At 52.2% G+C, this 20,673-nt stretch carries 23 protein-coding genes; 7 read left to right on the top strand and 16 right to left on the bottom strand.

All coding sequences use genetic code 11. The annotated features are described in order from the left end of the window. Positions 1-16 precede the first annotated feature (16 nt). From cmk to xerD, 7 genes are all read right to left on the bottom strand, one after another. Positions 17-727, bottom strand: coding sequence for a (d)CMP kinase (gene cmk / locus RDM26_RS00205; protein ID WP_307737068.1), 711 nt, complete (start codon positions 725-727; stop codon positions 17-19). Positions 728-849: 122 nt separating this feature from the next. Beyond that, the gene (locus tag RDM26_RS00200) at positions 850-1,980 is read right to left on the bottom strand and encodes a prephenate dehydrogenase (protein ID WP_307737067.1); all 1,131 of its coding nucleotides are present in this window, start codon (positions 1,978-1,980) and stop codon (positions 850-852) included. A 9-nt stretch (positions 1,981-1,989) separates the two neighbouring features. Further along, entirely contained in the window at positions 1,990-2,769 is a 780-nt protein-coding gene (locus RDM26_RS00195; protein ID WP_374041804.1) for a pseudouridine synthase, read from the bottom strand. Between the two features lie 141 nt (positions 2,770-2,910). After that, a complete protein-coding gene (gene scpB / locus RDM26_RS00190) occupies positions 2,911-3,483 on the bottom strand; it encodes an SMC-Scp complex subunit ScpB (RefSeq protein ID WP_307737065.1) in 573 nt (190 codons plus the stop codon). Continuing rightward, positions 3,476-4,357: a segregation/condensation protein A gene (locus RDM26_RS00185; protein ID WP_307737064.1), complete on the bottom strand. Its 882-nt coding sequence runs from the start codon at positions 4,355-4,357 to the stop codon at positions 3,476-3,478. Before RDM26_RS00185 ends, scpB begins: the two co-directional genes overlap by 8 nt. Beyond that, entirely contained in the window at positions 4,344-5,180 is an 837-nt protein-coding gene (locus RDM26_RS00180) for an AAA family ATPase (RefSeq protein ID WP_307737120.1), read from the bottom strand. Before RDM26_RS00180 ends, RDM26_RS00185 begins: the two co-directional genes overlap by 14 nt. A gap of 498 nt (positions 5,181-5,678) precedes the next feature. Then, positions 5,679-6,632 (bottom strand): site-specific tyrosine recombinase XerD, encoded by a 954-nt coding sequence (gene xerD, locus RDM26_RS00175; RefSeq protein ID WP_307737063.1) that lies wholly within the window; start codon positions 6,630-6,632, stop codon positions 5,679-5,681. Between the two features lie 124 nt (positions 6,633-6,756). Here xerD and RDM26_RS00170 point away from each other — a divergent pair, with 124 nt between their 5' ends. Next, a complete protein-coding gene (locus RDM26_RS00170; protein ID WP_307737062.1) occupies positions 6,757-7,044 on the top strand; it encodes a YciI family protein in 288 nt (95 codons plus the stop codon). Positions 7,045-7,176: 132 nt separating this feature from the next. On the opposite strand, the gene RDM26_RS00165 is transcribed toward RDM26_RS00170, so the two are convergent. From RDM26_RS00165 to RDM26_RS00155, 3 genes are all read right to left on the bottom strand, one after another. Further along, on the bottom strand, positions 7,177-8,460 hold the full coding sequence (locus tag RDM26_RS00165; protein WP_307737061.1) for a DUF4143 domain-containing protein: 1,284 nt from the start codon (positions 8,458-8,460) through the stop codon (positions 7,177-7,179). Between the two features lie 317 nt (positions 8,461-8,777). Then, positions 8,778-9,080 carry a HigA family addiction module antitoxin gene (locus tag RDM26_RS00160; RefSeq protein WP_374041803.1) on the bottom strand — a complete coding sequence of 101 codons (303 nt, stop codon included), beginning with the start codon at positions 9,078-9,080 and terminating at the stop codon, positions 8,778-8,780. Then, a complete protein-coding gene (locus RDM26_RS00155; RefSeq protein ID WP_307737059.1) occupies positions 9,067-9,348 on the bottom strand; it encodes a type II toxin-antitoxin system RelE/ParE family toxin in 282 nt (93 codons plus the stop codon). Before RDM26_RS00155 ends, RDM26_RS00160 begins: the two co-directional genes overlap by 14 nt. A 118-nt stretch (positions 9,349-9,466) precedes the next feature. Between RDM26_RS00155 and RDM26_RS00150 the strand changes: the two genes are divergently transcribed. Further along, complete coding sequence (locus RDM26_RS00150) at positions 9,467-9,712, top strand: ribbon-helix-helix protein, CopG family (protein ID WP_307737058.1); 246 nt, start codon at positions 9,467-9,469, stop codon at positions 9,710-9,712. Between the two features lie 2 nt (positions 9,713-9,714). Beyond that, a complete protein-coding gene (locus RDM26_RS00145; protein ID WP_307737057.1) occupies positions 9,715-9,957 on the top strand; it encodes a hypothetical protein in 243 nt (80 codons plus the stop codon). Positions 9,958-10,022: 65 nt separating this feature from the next. On the opposite strand, the gene ychF is transcribed toward RDM26_RS00145, so the two are convergent. From ychF to RDM26_RS00130, 3 genes are all read right to left on the bottom strand, one after another. Beyond that, positions 10,023-11,099, bottom strand: a complete 1,077-nt coding sequence (ychF, locus tag RDM26_RS00140) for a redox-regulated ATPase YchF (RefSeq protein WP_307737056.1) — start codon at positions 11,097-11,099, stop codon at positions 10,023-10,025. 126 nt (positions 11,100-11,225) lie between these two features. Then, positions 11,226-12,695, bottom strand: coding sequence for an alpha/beta hydrolase-fold protein (locus tag RDM26_RS00135; RefSeq protein ID WP_307737055.1), 1,470 nt, complete (start codon positions 12,693-12,695; stop codon positions 11,226-11,228). Between the two features lie 8 nt (positions 12,696-12,703). Further along, the gene (locus tag RDM26_RS00130; RefSeq protein WP_307737054.1) at positions 12,704-13,708 is read right to left on the bottom strand and encodes a 4-hydroxy-3-methylbut-2-enyl diphosphate reductase; all 1,005 of its coding nucleotides are present in this window, start codon (positions 13,706-13,708) and stop codon (positions 12,704-12,706) included. A 77-nt stretch (positions 13,709-13,785) separates the two neighbouring features. On the opposite strand from RDM26_RS00130, the gene xseA reads away from it, so the two are divergent. The 3 genes from xseA to RDM26_RS00115 are packed head-to-tail and all read left to right on the top strand — an operon-like array spanning position 13,786 to position 16,757. Next, a complete protein-coding gene (gene xseA / locus RDM26_RS00125) occupies positions 13,786-15,063 on the top strand; it encodes an exodeoxyribonuclease VII large subunit (protein ID WP_307737053.1) in 1,278 nt (425 codons plus the stop codon). After that, positions 15,063-15,278 (top strand): exodeoxyribonuclease VII small subunit, encoded by a 216-nt coding sequence (locus tag RDM26_RS00120; protein ID WP_307737052.1) that lies wholly within the window; start codon positions 15,063-15,065, stop codon positions 15,276-15,278. Before xseA ends, RDM26_RS00120 begins: the two co-directional genes overlap by 1 nt. A 3-nt stretch (positions 15,279-15,281) precedes the next feature. Continuing rightward, positions 15,282-16,757 (top strand): LssY C-terminal domain-containing protein, encoded by a 1,476-nt coding sequence (locus tag RDM26_RS00115; RefSeq protein ID WP_307737051.1) that lies wholly within the window; start codon positions 15,282-15,284, stop codon positions 16,755-16,757. 43 nt (positions 16,758-16,800) lie between these two features. Here the strand turns inward: RDM26_RS00115 and greA are convergent, their stop codons facing one another. Both greA and RDM26_RS00105 read right to left on the bottom strand, forming a co-directional pair. Beyond that, positions 16,801-17,277: a transcription elongation factor GreA gene (gene greA / locus RDM26_RS00110; RefSeq protein ID WP_307737050.1), complete on the bottom strand. Its 477-nt coding sequence runs from the start codon at positions 17,275-17,277 to the stop codon at positions 16,801-16,803. Between the two features lie 138 nt (positions 17,278-17,415). Beyond that, entirely contained in the window at positions 17,416-18,108 is a 693-nt protein-coding gene (locus tag RDM26_RS00105; RefSeq protein ID WP_307737049.1) for a hemolysin III family protein, read from the bottom strand. 151 nt (positions 18,109-18,259) lie between these two features. Between RDM26_RS00105 and RDM26_RS00100 the strand changes: the two genes are divergently transcribed. Then, on the top strand, positions 18,260-19,024 hold the full coding sequence (locus RDM26_RS00100) for an isoprenyl transferase (protein ID WP_307737048.1): 765 nt from the start codon (positions 18,260-18,262) through the stop codon (positions 19,022-19,024). 4 nt (positions 19,025-19,028) lie between these two features. On the opposite strand, the gene RDM26_RS00095 is transcribed toward RDM26_RS00100, so the two are convergent. Further along, complete coding sequence (locus tag RDM26_RS00095; protein WP_307737047.1) at positions 19,029-20,636, bottom strand: AI-2E family transporter; 1,608 nt, start codon at positions 20,634-20,636, stop codon at positions 19,029-19,031. Between the last annotated feature and the right edge of the window lie 37 nt (positions 20,637-20,673).

Below are 20,673 nucleotides of genomic sequence, written 5' to 3'. Positions count from 1 at the left end.
GGGCTTTGGCGAAACCTCAGCCTTGACGAGCCCGGAAAGCCCGCCCTACGATTTCCACTACTGCTTCCATAGTTTCTTGCTCATCCAGGTCAGAGGAATCCAGCAGCTCAACTCCGGGAGCTGGAGTAGTGAAGTTATTTACCTGCGAGTCAGCTAGGTCACGAGCGGCTACCGCATCGCTGCCTGCCCCTGCCTGTTGGGCACGGCGCTGCTCTCGCACCTCGGGGGAGGCGGTGAGCAAAATCTTAACGTCCGCATTTGGTGCGACCACGGTAGTAATATCGCGCCCTTCGGCTACGATCCCCCGCCCGGATGCTTGGGCAGCCTGAATAATTTGCCGCTGGCGGGCAATCATCTGTTCACGCACCCCGGGAACCGCGCTAACCTGGCTGACCGCGTTATTTACTTCCTCCGAGTGCAGGAAACGAGTCACATCGCGCCCCTCAATTAGGACACGCGGGGCATGGGCAACCGCTTCTACCTGCATCGGAATTGAACCGGCCAGCACAGTCAGCGCCGCCGGATCGTTTAAATCTGTTCCTTGCTGCAGCGCGTACCAGGTGAGGGCGCGATACATGGCGCCAGTGTTTAAAAAGTTAGTGCCTAGCTCCGCAGCAGATAGGCGCGCGATGGTAGATTTGCCTGCCCCGCTGGGGCCATCAATGGCGATTACCAAGCCGGCTCCGAGAATCTGCTGGCTAACGTATTGCGAACCGTCACCTAACATAGCGTTATAACCCTTCTGAAAGCATTATTACTGGAACGCGCAAATGCGTCCCCTACCCTTAGATACTATGCCATTTATAGTCGTTTAGGATAGCTTCCTCGCTAATCTCTAAAGCGAATAAGCTAAGAAGCCACGATTTCCCAGCCTTTTATCTCCAGTTTTTCGGCTAGCAATGCCGCGGAGTTAGGCTCAATGGCCAAACGGGCTATCCCGAAGGCAGCTCCTGGGGAATGTTCTAGCTCTAAATCCTCAATATTGATACCGGTATCGCCTACCGCTTGGAAAAGCTGTCCTAAAGTTCCGGGTTCATCGGGAACCTTTACCATTACTTCCTGGTAACGCCGGGGTGCTCCGCCGTGTTTACCGGGAATACGCGCCACTCCCAAGTTACCTTGCCGCATAGCTAAAGTTACCGCTCCCACCAAACTGGGGGAAGGAATTGCAGCTCCCGGATGTTCGAGGGCGTGCAATACTTGCTGCATGTCATCACTAAATCCCCGTAGCACTTTCGCTACCTGTTCAGCGTTACCTGCTATGATGGCTGCCCAGAGAGCCGGATCAGAAGAAGCAATCCGGGTGGTGTCGCGCAGTCCTTGCCCTGCTAGCCCTAAAGACTGGGGCATCGCTTTTGCCAGTTGCGCGGCCAACAGTGAAGACACCAATTGGGGAACATGCGAAACCAAAGCCACAGATTGGTCGTGTGTATCCGCATCTAATTGCAGCGGCAATGAACCTACATCTAAAGCGAGACTACGCATTGCTAAAACTGCGCCCGGCTGGGTTTGCTCATTGGGAACTATCACCCAGGGGCGAGATTCAAACAGGTCTTCGCGGGCAAAGGCCGTCCCGGAACGTTCTCTCCCCGCCATCGGGTGCGAGCCTACGTAGCGAGTTAGATCTGCCCCCGCCTGCTTAATTTCCTCTAAAATCACGCTTTTTACCGAGGCCACATCGGTAACGAGGGCACCCGGGAACTCTTTTAACGCGGCGACCACCTGATCAGCAGCGACATCTGGCGGGGTGGCTACCACTACTAGGGCGGGTTCGGCCGAACTTTCCTCCCAGGTATTACCGGCACCCATATCGCAGGCCAGCGCGCTAACTACCGGATAAATATCCCGTAAAAAAACCGGGAGTCCCAGCTTGCTCAGTCGCATACCCAAGGACGCACCTAGTAGGCCGGCTCCGATAATCAATACTGGGCCGGTGGTACCTACCTCGGTGCCAGAAAGTGGCGAGTGCGTATTTGCCATAGTTCCACCCTAAAGGCCGACGCTCTTCATCAGCACACTCAGCTCAGGCTTTGAGAGGCGACGGGTGGCTCCCAGGGGCAATGTCCCCAGTTTCACAGTGCCGTGCGCGATCCGGGATAATTCCATCACCGGAGCTCCTACCTCTTCTAACATGCGGCGCACAATCCGGTTTCTGCCCAGATGCAGCTCAATTTCCACTAGGGTGAGCCCGCCATGAGTACCTTTTATTGATACCCGGTCAGCTTGCGCAAACCCGTCCTCCAACATGATTCCGGAAAGCAGCTCTTGGGCAGTCTTACCGGTAAATTTGCCCTTAACGGTAGCTAGATAGGTTTTTGGCACCTCCCAGGAGGGATGGGTGAGACGGTTGGCCAGTTCCCCATCATTAGTAAGCAGTAACAGCCCGGAAGTATCCACGTCTAGTCTGCCCACATGGAACAGTCGTTCCCGGTAGTCGGTCAAAAATTGGGTGAGATCGTGAGGGTCGCCGCGGAGGGAAGATTCCACCCCGGTGGGCTTATTTAGGGCGATAGTGACCCGGGAATCATCTATCATCACTAGCTGTCCATCTACATGCAGCATCACCTGATCGGGATCAACTTTGGTGCCTAACTCGCGCACTACTTTACCGTTGACTTTCACCCGTCCAGAAACGATCAGTTTTTCACAAGCACGCCGAGATGCTACCCCGGCGGCCGCCAAGACCTTTTGTAGTCGTTCTTCTTTGCCACTTTCGGTAGATGCTTGCGATTTTGCCACCACCTGCGGGTTTTTACGTCGCGGCGGCATCGGGGCTAGGGGAATCTTATCTGCTGGTCGCCCCTGCCGGTCGGTACCCTCATCGCTTTCCTGATAGGAACTAAGATCAGTCAACTTGGCTTCTCCTATTGGTTTTTTCTTAACTGTCCTCATCCTATCGCGGAGGCAAATTTATTGTTTGAGCCGGGCTTCTAACTCATCTAACTCTTCATTAGCCGGCAAATGTGGTGCTAGCGGCGGGAGCTCCTCCAGGCTGGCCAGTCCCATCCGTTCTAAGAAACTGGTGGTGGTGCCGTAAAGAATCGCCCCAGACTCGGTTCGCTCAACTTCTTCAATCAGATCATGCGCCAACAAGGTGCGCACTACCCCATCTACGCTCACTCCCCTAATACCGGCGATTACTGAGCGGGAAACCGGTTGCCGGTAAGCAATCACGGCTAAGGTTTCTAAAGCCGGATTTGATAAATGGGAGGTTCCCCCCTGGGTGAGGAAGTTGGCAACGATTTCTTCTTGCGCGGGGGCGGAATAGATCCGCCACCCCCCGGCCACGTTGCGTAACACGAATCCGTGAGGACGAGAAGTTTCGCCCGCATATTCGGCACGCAGTTGCTCTAATGCCGCTTTTACCTGTTGGGGAGGGCTTTTCAGGCGTGGCGCGAGTTCCTCGGGGCTGAGCGGCTCGCTGGCTACAATCAATATTGCTTCCAAGGCGGCCAGCAGCTGTTCATCAGCGCAGTTAGTCATCGGTGGCTCCATATTCATCGAAAATAAAGTTGGTAAAGTCGGGAATTTCCTTGGTTTCCAGGGTCACATATAGTTCGTCCAGCGCGCTCTCCTGGGTAAATTCCACGCAGCGGTGTCGGTAGAGCTCCAGTAAAGCTAAGAAACGGGTAACTCTTTCGGTAGCATTTTTGGCGGACCGACTCAGCTCGCTGAAGCTAGCTTTGCCACTGCTTTTTAACTCGGCAACCACGATTTGGGCTTGCTCTGCCAGGGAGGCTTGCGGCAGGTGCAGATGGGACAGGGATACTTGAGGAGGGCGGCGGGTAAAGGCTTCGGCGGCGGCGTGGGCTAAATCTTCGGGGGTGAAATCCACTCGCAGCGACGGCAATAGACGCGCGAACTTGGCGGGCAGGGGAACTTCCCGCGGATAGTAGGCTCCTCCTTCCCCGATGCGCACTCGTAAATATTCTGCTACTTCTTTATAGGCACGATATTGCAAGAGCCGAGAAAACAGCAGGTCACGCGCCTCTAAGTATTCCGGATCCAGTTCCTCGGTTTCTTCTCCGGGTAGCAACTGGCTGGCCTTGATGTTGAGCAAAGTTGCCGCAATTTCTAGGAACTGGGAGGCTTGCGATAAATCCGGAAACGCCTGCATATAGGCAATAAACTCATCGGTTACCTGCGCTAATGCGACTTCGGTAATATCCAGTTTGTTCTTGATGATTAGGGTGAGGAGCAGATCTAGTGGCCCGGAGAATACCTCTAGTTCCAGTTCAAAGGGAGGCGCTTTTTCGGGATCCGTCTTCCCGGCTAGCTGGGAGGGGAAAAGCGCTGCCTCCTCCCCGTTTACCTCTTGGAGATTACTGGGAACTGCCGACGAGTTAGGCGGTGTCACCACGAGCAATAACCTCGCGCGCCAACTGCCGGTAAGCCTCGGCTCCCGCATGGGAGGGCGCAAAAGTAGTGATCGGTTCGGTCGCCACCGAAGCATCCGGGAACTTTACAGTACGGCGAATCACCGTCTGATAGACCCGATCCCCGAAGGCTTCTTGTAAGCGCTCCATTACTTCTCGCGAATGCAGAGTGCGGGTATCGACCATAGTCGCTAAAATCCCGTCAATTTTAAGTTTCGGGTTGAGGCGGTCACGGACTTTTTCAATGGTTTCTACCAGTAGCGCTACCCCGCGCAGCGCAAAAAACTCGGTTTCCATCGGGATCATTACCCCGTGAGCCGCCGTCAGGGCGTTAACGGTGAGCAACCCCAGGGAGGGTTGACAGTCAATCAAGATCACGTCATATTTGTCACTCACCGGATGGAGGGCGCGGGCAAGAGCCATTTCCCGGGCGACCTCGTTAACCATTTGAATCTCGGCAGCCGAAAGATCAATATTGGCCGGCACCAGATCCATACCCTCGATCGCGGTGGGATGAATAACCTGCTCCACGTTAACGTTGCGATCAAGGAGAACATTATAGATAGTCGCGTCCAAGTCGTTGCCGTTTACCCCCAACCCGGCAGTGGCGGCGCCTTGGGGATCGAAATCTACGATCAGCACTTTGCGGCCATACTCTGCCAAAGACGCTGCCAAGTTTATGGTGGTGGTAGTTTTGCCGACCCCGCCTTTTTGGTTGCACATAGCAATAATTCGCGCAGGCCCATGGGACTGTAGGGGCGCAGGTGCGGGAAACTCCGCATCCTTCGGGGTTGGCGGGGGCATCAAACCAGGTTGAATCTCACTCACTCTTCTAACGATATGACAACCGGAGAAAAAATGTTACCAAGCGGCGTTCAACGAGCCTTTTACCCCCCCCCGCTCGGTACCGTGAAATGTAAATCTCACTACCTGCATAGAAAAGACACAGGCGACAATAACCACCTAGATAGAGATTTGAATACAGCCACAATCTCCCAGGTATCCTAACTAACTTGAGGAGATGTGAAACTACGACCTGATTCGAGCAGTGGCACACAATCAGGAGATTATTATTTCTGAGTAGCTGTGGCGCAGTTAAGACGTGGGGCTCAGATTCTATCCGAGTAAGTGCGGTGACCTGCAGTGCGGGGAAGATATTTTATCCGAGTAGGTGCGGTGGGCATAAAGTCTGGGAAATACCGCAGTATTTCCCAGACTTTGGGCAGGAGGAAAAATATCTTCTCCGCACTACCCTGCACCACAACGCGCGCGACTCCGCACCCCCGCAACCGTTACCAATCACTAGCGAGCACGCGGGTGGGTTTCTTGATACACCTCGCGCAACAAAGTGGCGGTTACCTTGGTATAAATCTGGGTGGTAGTTACGTTCACGTGACCGAGCAGCTCTTGCACTACCCTAACGTCCGCCCCGCCCTCTAACATATGGGTGGCAAAAGAATGCCGCAGGCTGTGAGGGGAAACCGCCGTTTGTATGCCCGCTTTTTCTGCGCCCTCGCGAATAATATTCCAGGCACTTTGCCGCGATAAGCGTCCTCCCCGCAGATTCAAAAACAGTGCGGAGCTACCTCGCCCTTTTTGGGCTAGCCCCGGACGGGCACGCACCAGATAGGCTTCTAAGGCCTTAACCGCGTATTCTCCTAGCGGCACCAGGCGCTGCTTATTGCCTTTACCGGTTACGGTCACCAGGGTAATCGGATTTTCCTCTGAAGCTTCCGCCTCACCCCCAGCTAGAATCCCTAAATCATCCACATCGAGGGCACACACTTCACTCACCCTAGCTCCCGACGCATATAGGGTTTCCAAAAGTGCCCGCGAGCGCAAAGAAGCCGGATCCTCCCCATTAAAAGCTTCAAGTAAAGCGCGGGTTTGCGTGATAGTTAGCGCTTTGGGGAGTGGGCGCGCTAAGCGGGGATTTTCTAGGTTTTCGGTGGGGTCGGTGCCACTTAGGCGCTCGGTTTGCGCAAAGCCGTGGAATCCACGCAGGGAGGCCAGGAGCCGGGCGATAGAAGATGCCGCTAGCGGGTTTTTCCCGTCTTCCCCGGCTGCGGCCGCCTGCAAGAATGCCCGCAAAGTATCCGGGGTGATTTCGGCTAGGGTATGAATACCCGCACCGGCTAGATACTCGTGGTAACGCGCCAGGTCACGCCGATAGGAGCCGACAGTATTGTTTGATAGCCCCCGTTCAATCGCCAGGTGATCTAAATATGCTTCGCTCGCCTGCTCGATTTCATCCATATTTTTATTTTAGAGGGAGCAGCCACTTTTACTTGCGCGCCACCTGTGACAAAAGCGGTTTTCCGGCAGCAGTTTGCCACCAGAGTAATAATAGAAGCATCGTTGATTTTAGGAGTGATGATTTATGGCGTTATTCGCGATTGAATACTTTTATGACCCGGCAGCTGCCGCAAAAATGGATGAGGTTCGCCCTGAACACCGCGCACATCTGCGCGGCCTGCACGATCAAGGCATTGTGAAACTGGTGGGTTCTTGGGTGAATGATTCCCAACCCGGCGCGCTAATCGCGGTGGAAGCTGAATCTGGCGAGAACGCCCTGGATGCTTTAGCTGAGGATCCCTTTTTCCTGGCCGGTTTCATTACGAGTCGCAAAGTACATCAATGGAACGTAATCATAGGGGAAATCGCCTAGTCAGAACCCTGTTAGCGGAACCTGGATTTAACTCAGGCAGCTGATACCCCCTCTAAGTGCTGTCCCCCACGTGAGCTAAAGGATTTCCCCCTGCCACCTCTGTGCATTGGCTGCTGCGGGGATGCGGAACTGTTAAGGCTTGAGGGAGGTGGCCGGAAGTATGTAGATTCCGGTTTCTTTATCCTGCATTACGGCTTGCAGGTGTCCAACGATAATCCCCATCGCTTTCGGTTTCTTTTTCGCGTAGCGGTAGAAGCGGGTAAGGCTGGTTATTGCGTCACTAATGCTGCCATCACTTAATTTAATTTCAAAAGCCGCATAGTCGCCATTCTTAAATTCGAGGATGGCATCAACTTCATCACCAGAAACATTGTCGCGGAAATGGAAAAGATGCCCTCCGTGATAGTCGGCATAAATTCGTAAATCCCGTTCCACGAGTGCCTCAAATAGTAGTCCAAAAGTCTCATGGTCATGCAGCAGTTTTTCAACACTCAGACCTAGGCTTGCGCAACAAAGGGAAGGATCCACCAGATGCCTTTTCGCTGCTTTCCCAATTCTTGCCGAGGAGCGGTAATTAACACTAAAGGCTTCTTGATTCGCAGTCAGATATAAACTATCGAGGACGCTGAGGTAATCTGCGATGGTTGCACGGCTTTCGATTAACTCATCTTGGTTTTCATATTCTTCGATATCTTTAACCAGGGTTTTGTTTCCGACTAAAGTTGATTCATTCCTGGAAAGCGAACGTAAAAGCATACGCATCTTGTGCAGATTACGTTTCCTTCCTGCCCCTTCATGCATATCTTTAGTTACCAAAGAATCAATGTAACTCTCGGGAATAACTGCACAATCTTCCTCCGCCGTGTCAATGTTTTCAGGCCACCCCCCTCTAACGATGAGGCGGGCAAGTTTTTCCAGGTTCACTTCGCCCACATATCCCGTTTCAACCGTTCCTTGCAATAGGCTAGACAGGGATACTTCTCCGGTGGAATCACCTGATTCATACAGACTCATAGGATGCATACGCAGCGTTACTATTCTTCCTACCCCGGAGTGGAATACTTTGTGCTGACCTTCATTGACTTTCAAAGCGGTTGAACCAGTCAGGAGAAATTTCCCTTTTTCCCGATCCGTGTCACACTCATGCCGTACCGCATCCCAAATCTCGGGAACAATCTGCCATTCATCAAGCAATTGCGGACTTTGATGAGTAAAAACATATTTGGGATCTACCATTGCCAGGTCACGCTGACTTCGATCCGTTAGATAACTGACGCTATTTGCGTGTGCCAAGCTTGTCCAGGTTTTTCCGCACCACTTCGGCCCCTCAATACAGACAGCTCCGAAGATACCCAAGTATCTTGCGATTTTTTCGTCAATAAGTCTTGACCGATATCCCGGTTTTTTTAAGCTCATCACCCCACCTCTAAAAGAAGTCTACCTGGGCATTGAGCACTTTTCAAGTAATTCATTGTACACTTTTCAGAGAAGTTAATGAGCATTTTTCAAGTAATTCATTGAGCACTTTTCAGGAAATTCATTGTGTACTTTTCAGGGCTTGTTACTCTCGAACCATTAATTCACCGGGTGATTTGCCTCGCCTGAAACGCTTTACGGCACCAAAAACAATCTGGCGCAACTTGAGTAAAGATAACCAGTAGTTGCGCGCGTAACAAAAATCGTCCGGCAATTCCTGGATACAACCAAGGCAGAGGGGCACTCCCTCATTACTCCTACGCCACTTGCCGGGGTTTTATCTGGTCAAGTTCGAATCCTGAACGGTCAATGGCAAGATCAAGCTCATAGCGGGTTTGTAGGTTCAGCCAAAACTCGGCAGAAGTTCCAAAATAGCGTGAAAGACGCAGGGCGGTGTCCGCGCTTATGCCTCTTTTGCCGTGCACAATTTCATTGATGCGCCGGGGTGGCACCCCAATTGAGACAGCTAGTTTATTCTGGCTAAGATCCATTTCGGCAAGAAAGTCTTCACTGAGGACTTCACCGGGGTGAATAGGGCTTAGCTTTTCAGTGGTAGTCAACGATCTCCACCTCCTCGGGGCCGGAGGACGTCCATACGAAACATATCCTCCACTGGTCATTAATCCTGATGCTATATTGTCCTGACCGGTCGCCCTGGAGCGCTTGTAGCCGGTTTCCCGGTGGAACCCGCAAATCTTCTAAGCAAGCTGCAGCGCCGACTTGACGTAGTTTACGCAGCGCAGTCCGCTGTATTCGCGGGTCAATAGAACGCACCGGCTGCCGATTCCACAGCCGCTCCGTTTCTTTGTCCCCGAACGATCGAATCATCTAAACAGTATAACGCACTCCGTTATTAACGCTAGACGTTAAATTTGAATTCAATGGGGTTTCGAAAGAAATAACCTCCCCCTAGCCTCTACCTTTATTTCGTATTACAATTACGGACATGAAAACTATTAACGGGCAACCAGTCTGCGAAGAGCAAATCGATGCATGGGTAGCCGAAGCCGAAAAGGGCTACGACGTAGAGACGCTTCGTCGTAGAGGAAGGAAACCTCGCAACGAAGAGGCTGCGAAGGTTATCTCCATTCGGCTTTCTCCCAGTGAGATCTCGAATCTCGACAAGTATGCGGCTGCCAACGGATGGTCAAGGTCTCAGGCAATCCGCGAAGTATTAAAGAATGCCATCTAGAAATGGATGTACGTCGGAGTGCCACGAAACACGGCATCAATCCGGAACACTCAGTCACTGCGGCGACATCAGGCTGCGTTTTTAAGGCTCCACTCGACGAAGATCACCCTCAGCGGGAATTGCGCTTCGGGTTCGACGGCTCGATGAGACTGCTCGAAATCGTTATTCTCATCTGGGATGACGGCACCAAAACGATCATCCATTCGACGAAAGCACGCAGACAGTACCTCAGCCTGCTCGATTAGTCTCGAGGAATGAACTACGTTGCGTCTACGTGCCCATCTAATGGACAGAAATCAATCATCAGACTCTAGACGTTAAATTTGAATTCGACTACGTCGCCGTCTTGCATTACATATTCTTTGCCCTCTTGGCGCAGTTTTCCGGCCTCCCGGGCAGCGTGAATAGACCCGAGTTCCACTAGCTCATCAAACCCGATAATCTCGGCTTTAATGAATCCACGTTCGAAATCACTGTGAATTACCCCGGCGGCTTGAGGAGCCGTCCAGCCCTTACGAATCGTCCAGGCGCGAGACTCTTTTTCCCCAGCCGTCAAATAAGTTTGCAACCCCAAAGTATCGAAACCCACCCGGGCTAACTGGTCGAGGCCGGACTCGCTTTGCCCGGATTCCTCCAACATTTCCCGCGCGTCCTCTTCATCCAGTTCCACTAGGTCCGCTTCAAACTGGGCATCTAAGAAAATCGCTTTCGCTGGCGCTACCAGACTTTCTAATTCTTGGCGTTGCCCCTCATCGAGTAGCTGGTCAGCGTCCATATTGAACACATAGATGAACGGCTTCAAAGTCATCAGCTGGAACTCTTTCAGCAGCGCTTTATCCAGTTCATCGTGGGCAGATAGCAGCGCTCCGTCCTCTAAAATCGCCTGGGCTTTCTTTACTTCTGCCAGTACTTCCGGTTCGGTTTTGCGCCCTCGGACTTCCTTTTCTAAGCGGGGAACCGCTTTTTCTAGAGTCTGCAGGTCAGCGAGAACCAGTTCGGTAGAAATAGTTTCAATATCGGAGGCGGGATCAATCTTGCCGTCTACGTGCACCACGTCCGGGTCGCTAAATACCCGAGTTACCTGGCAGATAGCGTCAGCTTCCCGAATATTTGCCAAAAACTGGTTACCGAGCCCTTCCCCTTGGGAGGCACCCTTTACGATTCCCGCAATATCTACGAAAGAAACCGTGGCGGGCACAGTTTTCGCCGAATTAAACATTTCGGTTAGTTTTTTCAGGCGCGGATCCGGCAGCGGCACCACCCCCACATTGGGGTCAATAGTCGCGAACGGATAATTCGCTGCTAACACGGTTGCGCGGGTGAGCGCATTGAACAAAGTTGATTTACCAACGTTAGGTAATCCTGCAATCCCAATTGTTAAAGCCACGTCTCTACCCTATCGAAGGGCGAAAGCACCAAGAAATCTAGCCGCAAAATACTCAGTTACCGACCATAACCCCGCTAGGTTTTCCCCTAAACGGCGTCCGCTAGATGCCCTTCTATATTGTCCCCGCTAGATAGCCCCGGTAATAGTCTGCACAATCTCTGTCAGCGAGCTATAGAACTCCCCTAAACGGTTTATAGGGAGCATTACCGCCAGTATTACCAGCATCATTGCTGCTACGCACCCTAGCAATGCTCGCAGATAAGACGCACGTGCCGCTTTTTCCATTACCTTTGGCACGAAGCGAACCACGAGCGCCAAAGCCAAGATAGCTACCACAGCGGCGACTGTTATGCTCCCCCACCCCATAAGAGAAAATAGTGCCGGGGAAGCTTCCGGAATCAGCGCCGAATCGGCACCCTTAAGCTGCGCATCCTTAGAGGTATCACTATTTCGCACCTGCTCCCACCAGCGGTAAAGTTCTGGCATTTGCTCGCGCCAAGTCGCCCAGTTATGCCCGCCCTCTGCCGTAATTTTTAGTTCCACCCGATCACCGGCATGATACGAGGCTCGGGACAGATTTTTCGCTAGGTGCAGAGAGTCGCGATCTAGTTGCGCCCCAAAAACATACATATTTAGGGGCCAGCTACGGGGTTTACCCACTAGAGACGACAGGGTATTAGCGGTGAACGTGACACCGTTACGTCCTCCCCAAGATCCCACAATCGGCTGATCGTAACCAGAAAGCACCGCACTAGTTCCAAAAATATCTCCGTAAAGCATACCCAAGCGAGCACTACAATAAGCTCCGGAAGAATTGCCGGCGATCATCCAGTCTTTTCGCTTATCGGATACATTAGAGAAGCTAGAGCGCACCATTTTGGGAACATCAAAACTGAGCCAGGTGGCAGTTTGCTCCCCGTTTTTTACATCAGCGCAGGTAGGGGCTTCACGATTAACGTTTCCTTCCGGAATAACCACGATAGTGGGAGCTATTTCTCCTTTATCGATTGCTTTTTGCAGGTTGGAAGAAAAATCAAGGGCGAGGGCGACTGATACCGGAGATCCCGGATAACCGTGGATAAACTCTAAAACGTTATAGGTAGTGGTTTTGTCGTCAGGATCATACCCCTGTGGCGTCCACACAATCACCTGCTCTTTTACCCCAGACTTCGGTCCAGAAAAAACCGTCAGTTGTCGCCCCTTCGACAAGGGCTTAAAGTGCGGTATCCATGCTTCTTGCCCTGGCAAAGCCGGTGAGGTCAAGGGGTTTAGTTTTTCTGAGGAAGAGGACGCACCTTTCTCTGCTCTCCCAGATTCCTTGGCTGCTATTTTAGATCCCCGCTGGGTATCGCTGATACTTACCGTGCTGTTTTGCTGATTGCTGACCATCTGCCACAACTCAGCAGGGGTAGACACGTACTGCATCGGTAAATTAACCAGCAGTCCCACTGCCACTACCTGGATGATAGCTACCAATAAGACCACCAAAACTGAGCGCAGCCAATGTCCAGGCTTGCGAATCATCTGCGGCAACGCAAGTAGTAGACCACCAGCTGCCAGACAAATGACAATAACAAAAGGTTGCGAGGTCAGCATGCGTACCTCTAGCAGGTGTGCCCCGGATCGTTAGTGCGCCGGCGGTTATTAGTCTTAATGATTCCAGCTTCTGTCAGTTCTTTACGCAAAGGTAAAGGCAACGCGAAAGTTACTGTTTCCCGGGCAGTTTCTACTTCTTCCACGTCCGCAAAACCCCAGTGGGCAAGTTGCTCCAAAACTTCCTTTACCAGTAATTCCGGCACCGAAGCCCCAGAGGTCAGCCCCACGGTTTCTACCCCTTCAAACCAGGATTCTTCCATCTCGGAAGCTTTATCAATGCGATAGGCCTGCTCTGCCCCGCCTACTTGCGCTACCTCTTTGAGTCGCACCGAGTTAGAAGAATTGGCGGATCCCACCACGATCACCACCTGGGCGGCTTCCGCGATCTTTTTTACTGCCCCCTGCCGGTTCTGAGTGGCAAAACAAATATCTTCACTGGGAGGATCGCTGAGCTCCGGGAATCGTTCTCGCAGCCGATCCACAGTTTCCCGGGTTTCATCGAGGCTCAAAGTAGTTTGCGATAGCCACACCACTTTTTCCGGGTCGCGCACCTGCACTTGGTCTACATTTTCAGGATCTCCCACCACCTGAATATGGTCGGGAGCTTCTCCTTGGGTGCCTTCAACCTCTTCGTGACCTTCATGTCCTACCAAAACAATGTCATAGTCCGCTTTGGCGAAACGCAGGGCTTCGCGATGCACTTTAGTCACCAGCGGGCAGGTGGCGTCGACGGTTTTCAGTCCCCGACGCTTGGCTTCTTCCCGCACCACCGGCGATACTCCGTGGGCGGAAAACACGACTCGCGCCCCGGTGGGAACTTCATCTAGTTCGGTCACAAAACGCGCGCCTTTAGCGCTCAGCTGCTCTACTACAAACTTGTTATGCACAATCTCTTTACGCACATAAACTGGGGCTCCATAGAGCGCTAAGGCTTTTTCTACCACGTCGACCGCGCGATCTACTCCCGCGCAGTAACCACGCGGTGATGCCAGCAAGACTTTCTTTTTCGCCACGCCCCTATCCTACTAAGGGATTTTGCATCCCACCGAACCAGCGACTGTTTGTTAGCCGCTATGGGTAGAATGGAGCGGTGCGTACAAATCCTCAGGGTTCGCAAACACAGCTGGCTCCCACGGCCGCCCAAACCACTCGGGATAACCCGTGGCCACTATCGTTGCTGACCGCTAATATCAAAAAATATGTGAACCGAATGTCGCCGCTGTGGGTAAGCGGGCAAGTAGTCGAATATAAAAAACGTCCCGGTGCGCGCATGGCTTTCTTTGTCCTGCGGGACACCGACCAAAGCACGTCAATGACCGTCAAGTGCTGGCCTACGGTACTTGATTCGCTAGGGACTAGCTTTTCCGAGGGCGCGCAGGTAGTTGTTCACGCCAAACCGGATTTTTATGAGGGATCAGGTTCTCTTTCCCTGATGGCAAAAGAAGTCCATACGGTCGGGGTGGGTAACCTGCTTGCCCAGATTGAAGCACTGCGCAAAAAACTAGCCGCTGAAGGTCTATTTGCCCAAGAAAACAAGCAACCCCTGCCGGTGATTCCCCGCAGAATCGGCTTGATCGTAGGGCGCAACGCTAAAGCCAAACAGGACGTGATGGTAAATGCCTTGGCACGTTGGCCACTTGCCGAGTTTGAGGTGCGGGAAGTGGCAGTGCAAGGTCCCACCTGCGCCGCGGAGGTAACTAGGGCGCTTAAGGAGCTGGATGCTATCCCCCAGGTGGAAGTGATTGTGATTTCCCGCGGGGGTGGTGCGGTCGAAGATCTACTGCCATTTTCTGAGGAATCTTTGGTGCGGGCAGCTTCTGCGGCACGCACCCCTCTAGTTTCCGCTATCGGACATGAGGAGGATGCTCCCTTGCTAGATTTCGTGGCTGATTATCGGGCTTCTACCCCGACTGATGCGGCGCGGCGGATTGTGCCGGATTTACAAGAGGAATCCTTAGGGCTGCAGGGTGCCTGCTCCCGTTTGCGCACCCAGATGCTCGCCCTCTTAGATCAACATTTAGGGCAGTTAGCCCAGTTACGCGCCCGCCCTGTCTTGGCCGATCCCAGCGCGGTTATTGCTGCGCAGGAACATTCTTTGGCTTTAGAGAGTCAGCGACTACGTTTTCGATTTGAAACCCAGCTGGAAAACCAGCTTACTTCCCTGACTGGATGGCGGGATGCTTTGAAAGCCTATTCGCCCCAAGGAATTTTAGAACGTGGCTACAGTATTTTGCGTTCTCCTGCTGGCGGGGTCATCAACTCGGTCTCGCAGGTAAGTAAAGGCGATCTTTTAGAAGCGATTTTCGCAGATGGAACGGCAGTGACCAAGGTTTTTGGTACAAATCAGAAAAAGCTTAGGAGGCAATGATGGGTGAAGAAAACACGGAAGTTCCAGTGGCGGAGCTTACCTATGAACAGGCACGCGAACAATTGGTGTCCGCGATTGCTCACTTGGAGTCGGGCAAACTCGGTCTAGAGGAGTCTCTAAAAGTGTGGGAGCGGGGCGAACAGCTAGCGAGCCACTGTCAATCCTTCTTAGATCAAGCCAAACAGCGTTTGGAACAGGCTAAAAAGAGTGAGTAAACCATGGAAACCAGCGAGAACCGGCCGGAACCAGAATCCGCAATCAAGAAAGCGTCACCGGAGAGATCGTACGAGGGCGTCCTAGAGACGACTACAGAAATAGGTTCTGTTGGGGAACAAACGGGCGAAACTGACGAACACCTACCCTTTGAATTGGGGCAAAAGCTCAGGTATCACCGCTCTGCTCCCCTAACTGTCTACCAGATCATTGACTACATTTTTGTGGTGATCGCGGCGGTCTTAACCGTACGTCTGGCTTGGATACTACTAAAACATGGTTTCCAGTTTTCCCTGGTAATTTTGGTTTATTTAACTTTTTTCTGGGTGCTTTTAGCTTATTTGGCATTGCCTCGGCTGCATCAAATAATGTCTTCGCTCTACGTTCCGGACTATTACATTGGGCGTTCTAAAACTGGGGATGGGATTTTGGGGGATCCCATTAACCTGGCTTGGCTGGGAGAAGAAGATGATATTCACCTGGCGATGCAGGCAGCCGGTTGGACAATGGCTGACGAGATCACTCTTTCTTCGTCTTGGAAAATTGTTTTCGCCAGTATTTTTAAGCGTTCTTATCCAGCGGCGCCGGTTTCCCCTCTCTATCTGTTTGGCCGCAAACAAGATTTTGCCTATCAACAAGAAGTGGATGGAAACCCTAGTCAACGGCACCATGTGCGTTTTTGGAAAGTTCCCGAAGGGTGGAAACTACCGGGAGGGATCCAGGTAGATTGGCTGGCAGCAGCAACTTTCGATAAAGCGGTTGGCCTGTCGCTCTTCACTCTGCAAATCACTCACAAGATTGACGAGAATATCGATATTGAACGTGACCATGTCGTTGACACCGTCCGCAATGCTTGCACCAGTGTAGAGGTGGACGTGATTCCCGATGCTACTAGTGCCTATCACTCCCGCAACGGCGGAGGTGACCGGGTGCAAACCGATGGCAGCATGCCGGTGATTGAAGCCAACCTGGTAAGTGAAGAGTATTTAAATCCGCATGAAAATCTAGCTTTGCAGCATAAGGGGTATTTGCGTTCTTCCCGCGAACAAGCAGAAAAGAAAAATAAGCACCGATTCCTGCGCGATCGTCAAGTACCGGCCACCTCTTTGGCCTGTGGAATTACTTTGACGGTTCTGCATGCCCTAGAGCTGGCGGCGGTTGGCTATATCTTGGTTACCAACCCTAAATACGCTGATGAATTAGGGTTTACCTTTTACCAAACCCGCCTGGCGGGATACGGTTTCATGGCGTTAGCGCTCTTGCTCGCAGTCTTAATCGTGGGTACTTTGTTTCACCAAAAATGGATGCGCCTGGGATTACTTGTGGTGCTAACCGCGACCGTTATTGTGCGAATGATGGAGTCTTTAGGGATCGAAGGTGCTTCTGGTACTCCCCTGTGGATCACTTCCACTACCTTATCGGTATTGGCAATCTTGGCGATCACTTCACCGGCAGCGCGGCGGTGGGTAAAGGTAGAGTAGCCAGCAAACGCTTCCCGAAAGACCCCTATTGTTGGTAGCCCGATTACTGGTAGGGCGTTACTTCCAGTAGCTTTACTTGAATGGTTTTACCGTTGGGAGCCTGATAATCGACCACTTCGCCCACTTTGTGCCCCAAAATTGCCTGACCTAAAGGAGCATCCGGGGAATAAACATCCATATCTACATCCGGGCTGGCTTCTCGCGAACCCATCAAGAAGTTCACTTCCCGCCTCCCCAAGGTAGCTTTCACAACCATACCGGGTTCTACAATGCCGTCATCGGCAGGAGGCTCGCCTACCTCAGCATTTTCCATGATTTCTTTTAGCTGCAGAATCCGAGTTTCGTTCCAAGACTGCTGTTCTCGAGCGGCATGGTAGCCACCGTTTTCTTTTAAGTCGCCCTCTTGACGTGCCTCATCAATTCTACGGGCGATTGCCGGACGCTCTTCTTCCTCGAGATGGCGTAACTCTTCTTTTAGACGATCATATGATTCCTGGGTCATCCAGGTCTTGTCGGCCATCGTGTTCTCCTTAGCTAATAAAACAAAAGACTGACCACGCCGAGCGCGGTCAGTAAAACAGCAGGTATCAGTGTAACAAATTGCCGGTAAAGTTGCTATTAACAAAACTAGGCATCCTGGCCAGCATAAACGTTCAGATCAAGCCAAAACCGCGAAATATGCGGCAATACAGATACAAGTCCACCCCGCCACTGTACCGGAGTGGAATATTTCGTGGTACCCAAAGTAGCGAGCGTTTCTACCTGGCCAGCGCAGCCCGTAAAAAACCGCTCCTATCGAGTAACAAAGTCCCCCCGCAACTAGCAGCCAGATCACGGCTAGCCCCCCGGCCTCACGTAGCGGCCCCATATAACCCAAAGCCACCCAACCTAGCAAGATATAAATCGGAACATACAGCCAGCGGGGAGCATCTGGCCAAAAAACTGAGAGCAAGATTCCGGCCAAGGCGCCCAACCACACCAGTACTAGCAGGTTTCGCGCCTGCGGGTACGGCAAGAGGGAGACTGCGATCGGGGTATAAGATCCCGCAATCAACAAGAAAATATTGCAATGATCGAAGCGACGCATCACGCTGTGGGCACGTTTACCCCAATCTATGCGGTGATACAGCGCAGAAACCCCGAAAAGCAGCAGGGAACAAACCAAATAGACCGCACATGCCCAGCGTTCATTAGCAGTATTGGCTAAACAAATCAACACAATGGAAGCTGCTAGGGACAGCGGAACGGTAACGGTGTGGATCCACCCTCGCATTTTGGGTTTGGGCAAAATATTCAAAGAATCCGTTACCCGTTTTTTTACCTGCGTATATGCGCCCTCATCAGGTGCCATCCGTCCTCCTCAGGTCAGATAGAAACCTGTCCTAGCTCCAAAAAAGCTACGGCAGAATACTTTCCGTGCACCTACGCTAATCTAGGGGATCAATACTGTCAACAACGCGTCATAGGGGTAAAATCCAACTATTAACCTTAAAGGAGCAAGCTTGACTCACCTTACAGATCTGGTCTACCGACTCTATGCCCGCAACCTAGAAAAGGCGCTCCCCACTGAATCGTTGCCGCGCCATGTGGGGGTAATTCTCGATGGGAATCGGCGCTGGGCTCACCAAATCGGAGAACAATCTGAAACCGGGCATAAAGTTGGCGCCGACAAGGCTCTCGAGTTTTTAGGGTGGAGTGAAGAAGTTGGGATCCCGGTAGTTACGCTTTGGATGCTCTCTACCGATAATCTCCGGCGTTCTGGAGACGAACTCACTAAACTATTTGACATTATATGTACCGTTGTAGAACAAATAGCTTCTCTTGGCCGGTGGCACCTGCGGTTATTAGGGAATCTTTCTCTCCTACCGGATCAGGTACAAAAGCGTTTACAGCAGGCGGTATCCCAAACGCGTACCAATTCTCCCTTGACCGTAAATATCGCGGTCGGTTATGGGGGACGCGAAGAGATTACCGAGGCCGTACGGAACTTGTTACTGGAAAAAGCCCAGGCGGGCGCGACCTTAGAAACTGTTGCTAGGGAGCTTTCCGTCGACGAAATAACCTCGCATGTCTACACCGCTGGACAGCCAGATCCCGATTTGGTTATTCGCACTTCGGGGGAGCAGCGTCTGTCGGGATTCCTAATGTGGCAATCTACCCATTCGGAATACTATTTTTGCGAAGCCTTCTGGCCAGATTTCCGAAAAATCGATTTCTACCGCGCTCTGCGTGACTTTGCTTTGCGGGAACGGCGCATGGGCAAGTAATTACTCATTCCTCGCTATCGGATGCTTCTGGGATCCCTATTTCCGGGGATGCTGCCCCTTCCGCTTGATCCTCTTCGCGAGCCGCCTTTTCCGCCTGGGCAACTTTTTGGATTTTGGTGGTCGCTCCTATCTCAAAATCAGTTTTCGCGTCCCCGGGAAGCATCTGGTTCGGATCGGCACTGGCAAACTCCGAAAGCGTGCTTTGAATCTCCTTTTGTATTTTTTCGGCTTGCTCTGCATGGTCACGAGGAGTATGGCGCTCCGTGTCTTGCTCCGCTTCTTCCTTTGCCTGGCGAGCTTCCGACAGGTTCTGCTCGCTGGGGCGAGCCGCTTCCGCGAGTTCACGATCCAAAGATCCGGGAGGCCCCCCGGGACGATCCTTCTGGTAGTTTAGCCGAATAAAACTGTCATAACCACGCAGGTAAAGCACAGTAGTATTCAGGAAAGCCAAAATCGGAACTGCAAAGACCGCACCCACGATTCCCATAGCGGCACCGCCACCGGCTACCGCTAACAGCACTGCCACCGGATGCAGACTAACCGCATTCGACATGAGAGCCGGTTGTAACAGATTGGATTCGATTTGCTGTACTACCAAAATAATAATTAGCATCACGATAGCGGTGGTGAAACCTTTATCTACCAGCGCAATGGCAACCGCCATCATCCCGGACAGAATCGCTCCCAAAATAGGGACGAATGCCGCGAGGAACACCAAAATCGCCAGGGGAATAGCCAGCGGCACCCCAATCAGGTAGGCGCCACCACCAATACCAATAGCATCAATCGCGGCCACTAAACACTGGGTGCGAGTATAGGCGCCGAGAGTAACCCAGCCGCGAATAACTGCTTCGTTTAAGGGGTGACGCGCCGAACGCGGAAGCAGCCGCAAAAACCATTGCCAAATTTTACGGCCATCTTTGAGGAAAAAGAATAAACAAAATAAAGCAGTAAGCGCCCCGGTAAATGCTCCGGCCACTGCAGACATGGTTCCCAATGCGTTAGAGGCCAGCCAAGAGGCATTATCACGAGCATAGTTTTGGATCTGGCTTTGAGCTTGCTCCCATAGTTTCGAGGCAGTCTCCGTGTCCATCTTCAACGGACCGGTCGCCAGCCAGCTGATCCCTTCGTCTACGCCCTCTTTGGTTCTGCTTATCAGGTTAGGGAGTTCCGTAGCCAGTTGGGTGGTGGAAATAGAGATCATCGCGGTCACAATTCCCAACCCGATAACAAGGGTCACTGCCGCTGCCAAGGTGCGCGGAAATTTCAGTTTTACAAAAAGCAGCCGCAAGAGCGGTTCTAATAGCACCGATAGCAAAATTGCAATAGCTACCGGAACCATTATCACTTGGAATCTAGCGACGACGAATATAAAGGCACCAAAAGCCAAGCCCACCACTAGTAGGCGCCATGACCAATCTGCCGCTACCCGTAAGGTGAACGGAACCGCCTCTTCTTCGGATCCTGGATTAGCCTCTGCTTTCATTTCCGGTAAATCCTGGTTATAGGATTCAATATCCAGTTGGGAAGGGGCTTTCTCTGGCTGGGGACGTGAAAGGTTGCTTAGTAACTTGCGTCCTGTTTGCCGTATTCGTTCGAGACGAGAGTTCATAGTACAAGATTAGCAGCGCTCTTAAGCTAGTTTCCAA

Origin of the sequence: uncultured Varibaculum sp., assembly GCF_902489465.1 — a bacterium.
Taxonomy (GTDB): domain Bacteria; phylum Actinomycetota; class Actinomycetes; order Actinomycetales; family Actinomycetaceae; genus Varibaculum.
This window is presented reverse-complemented; position numbering and strand designations above follow the sequence as displayed.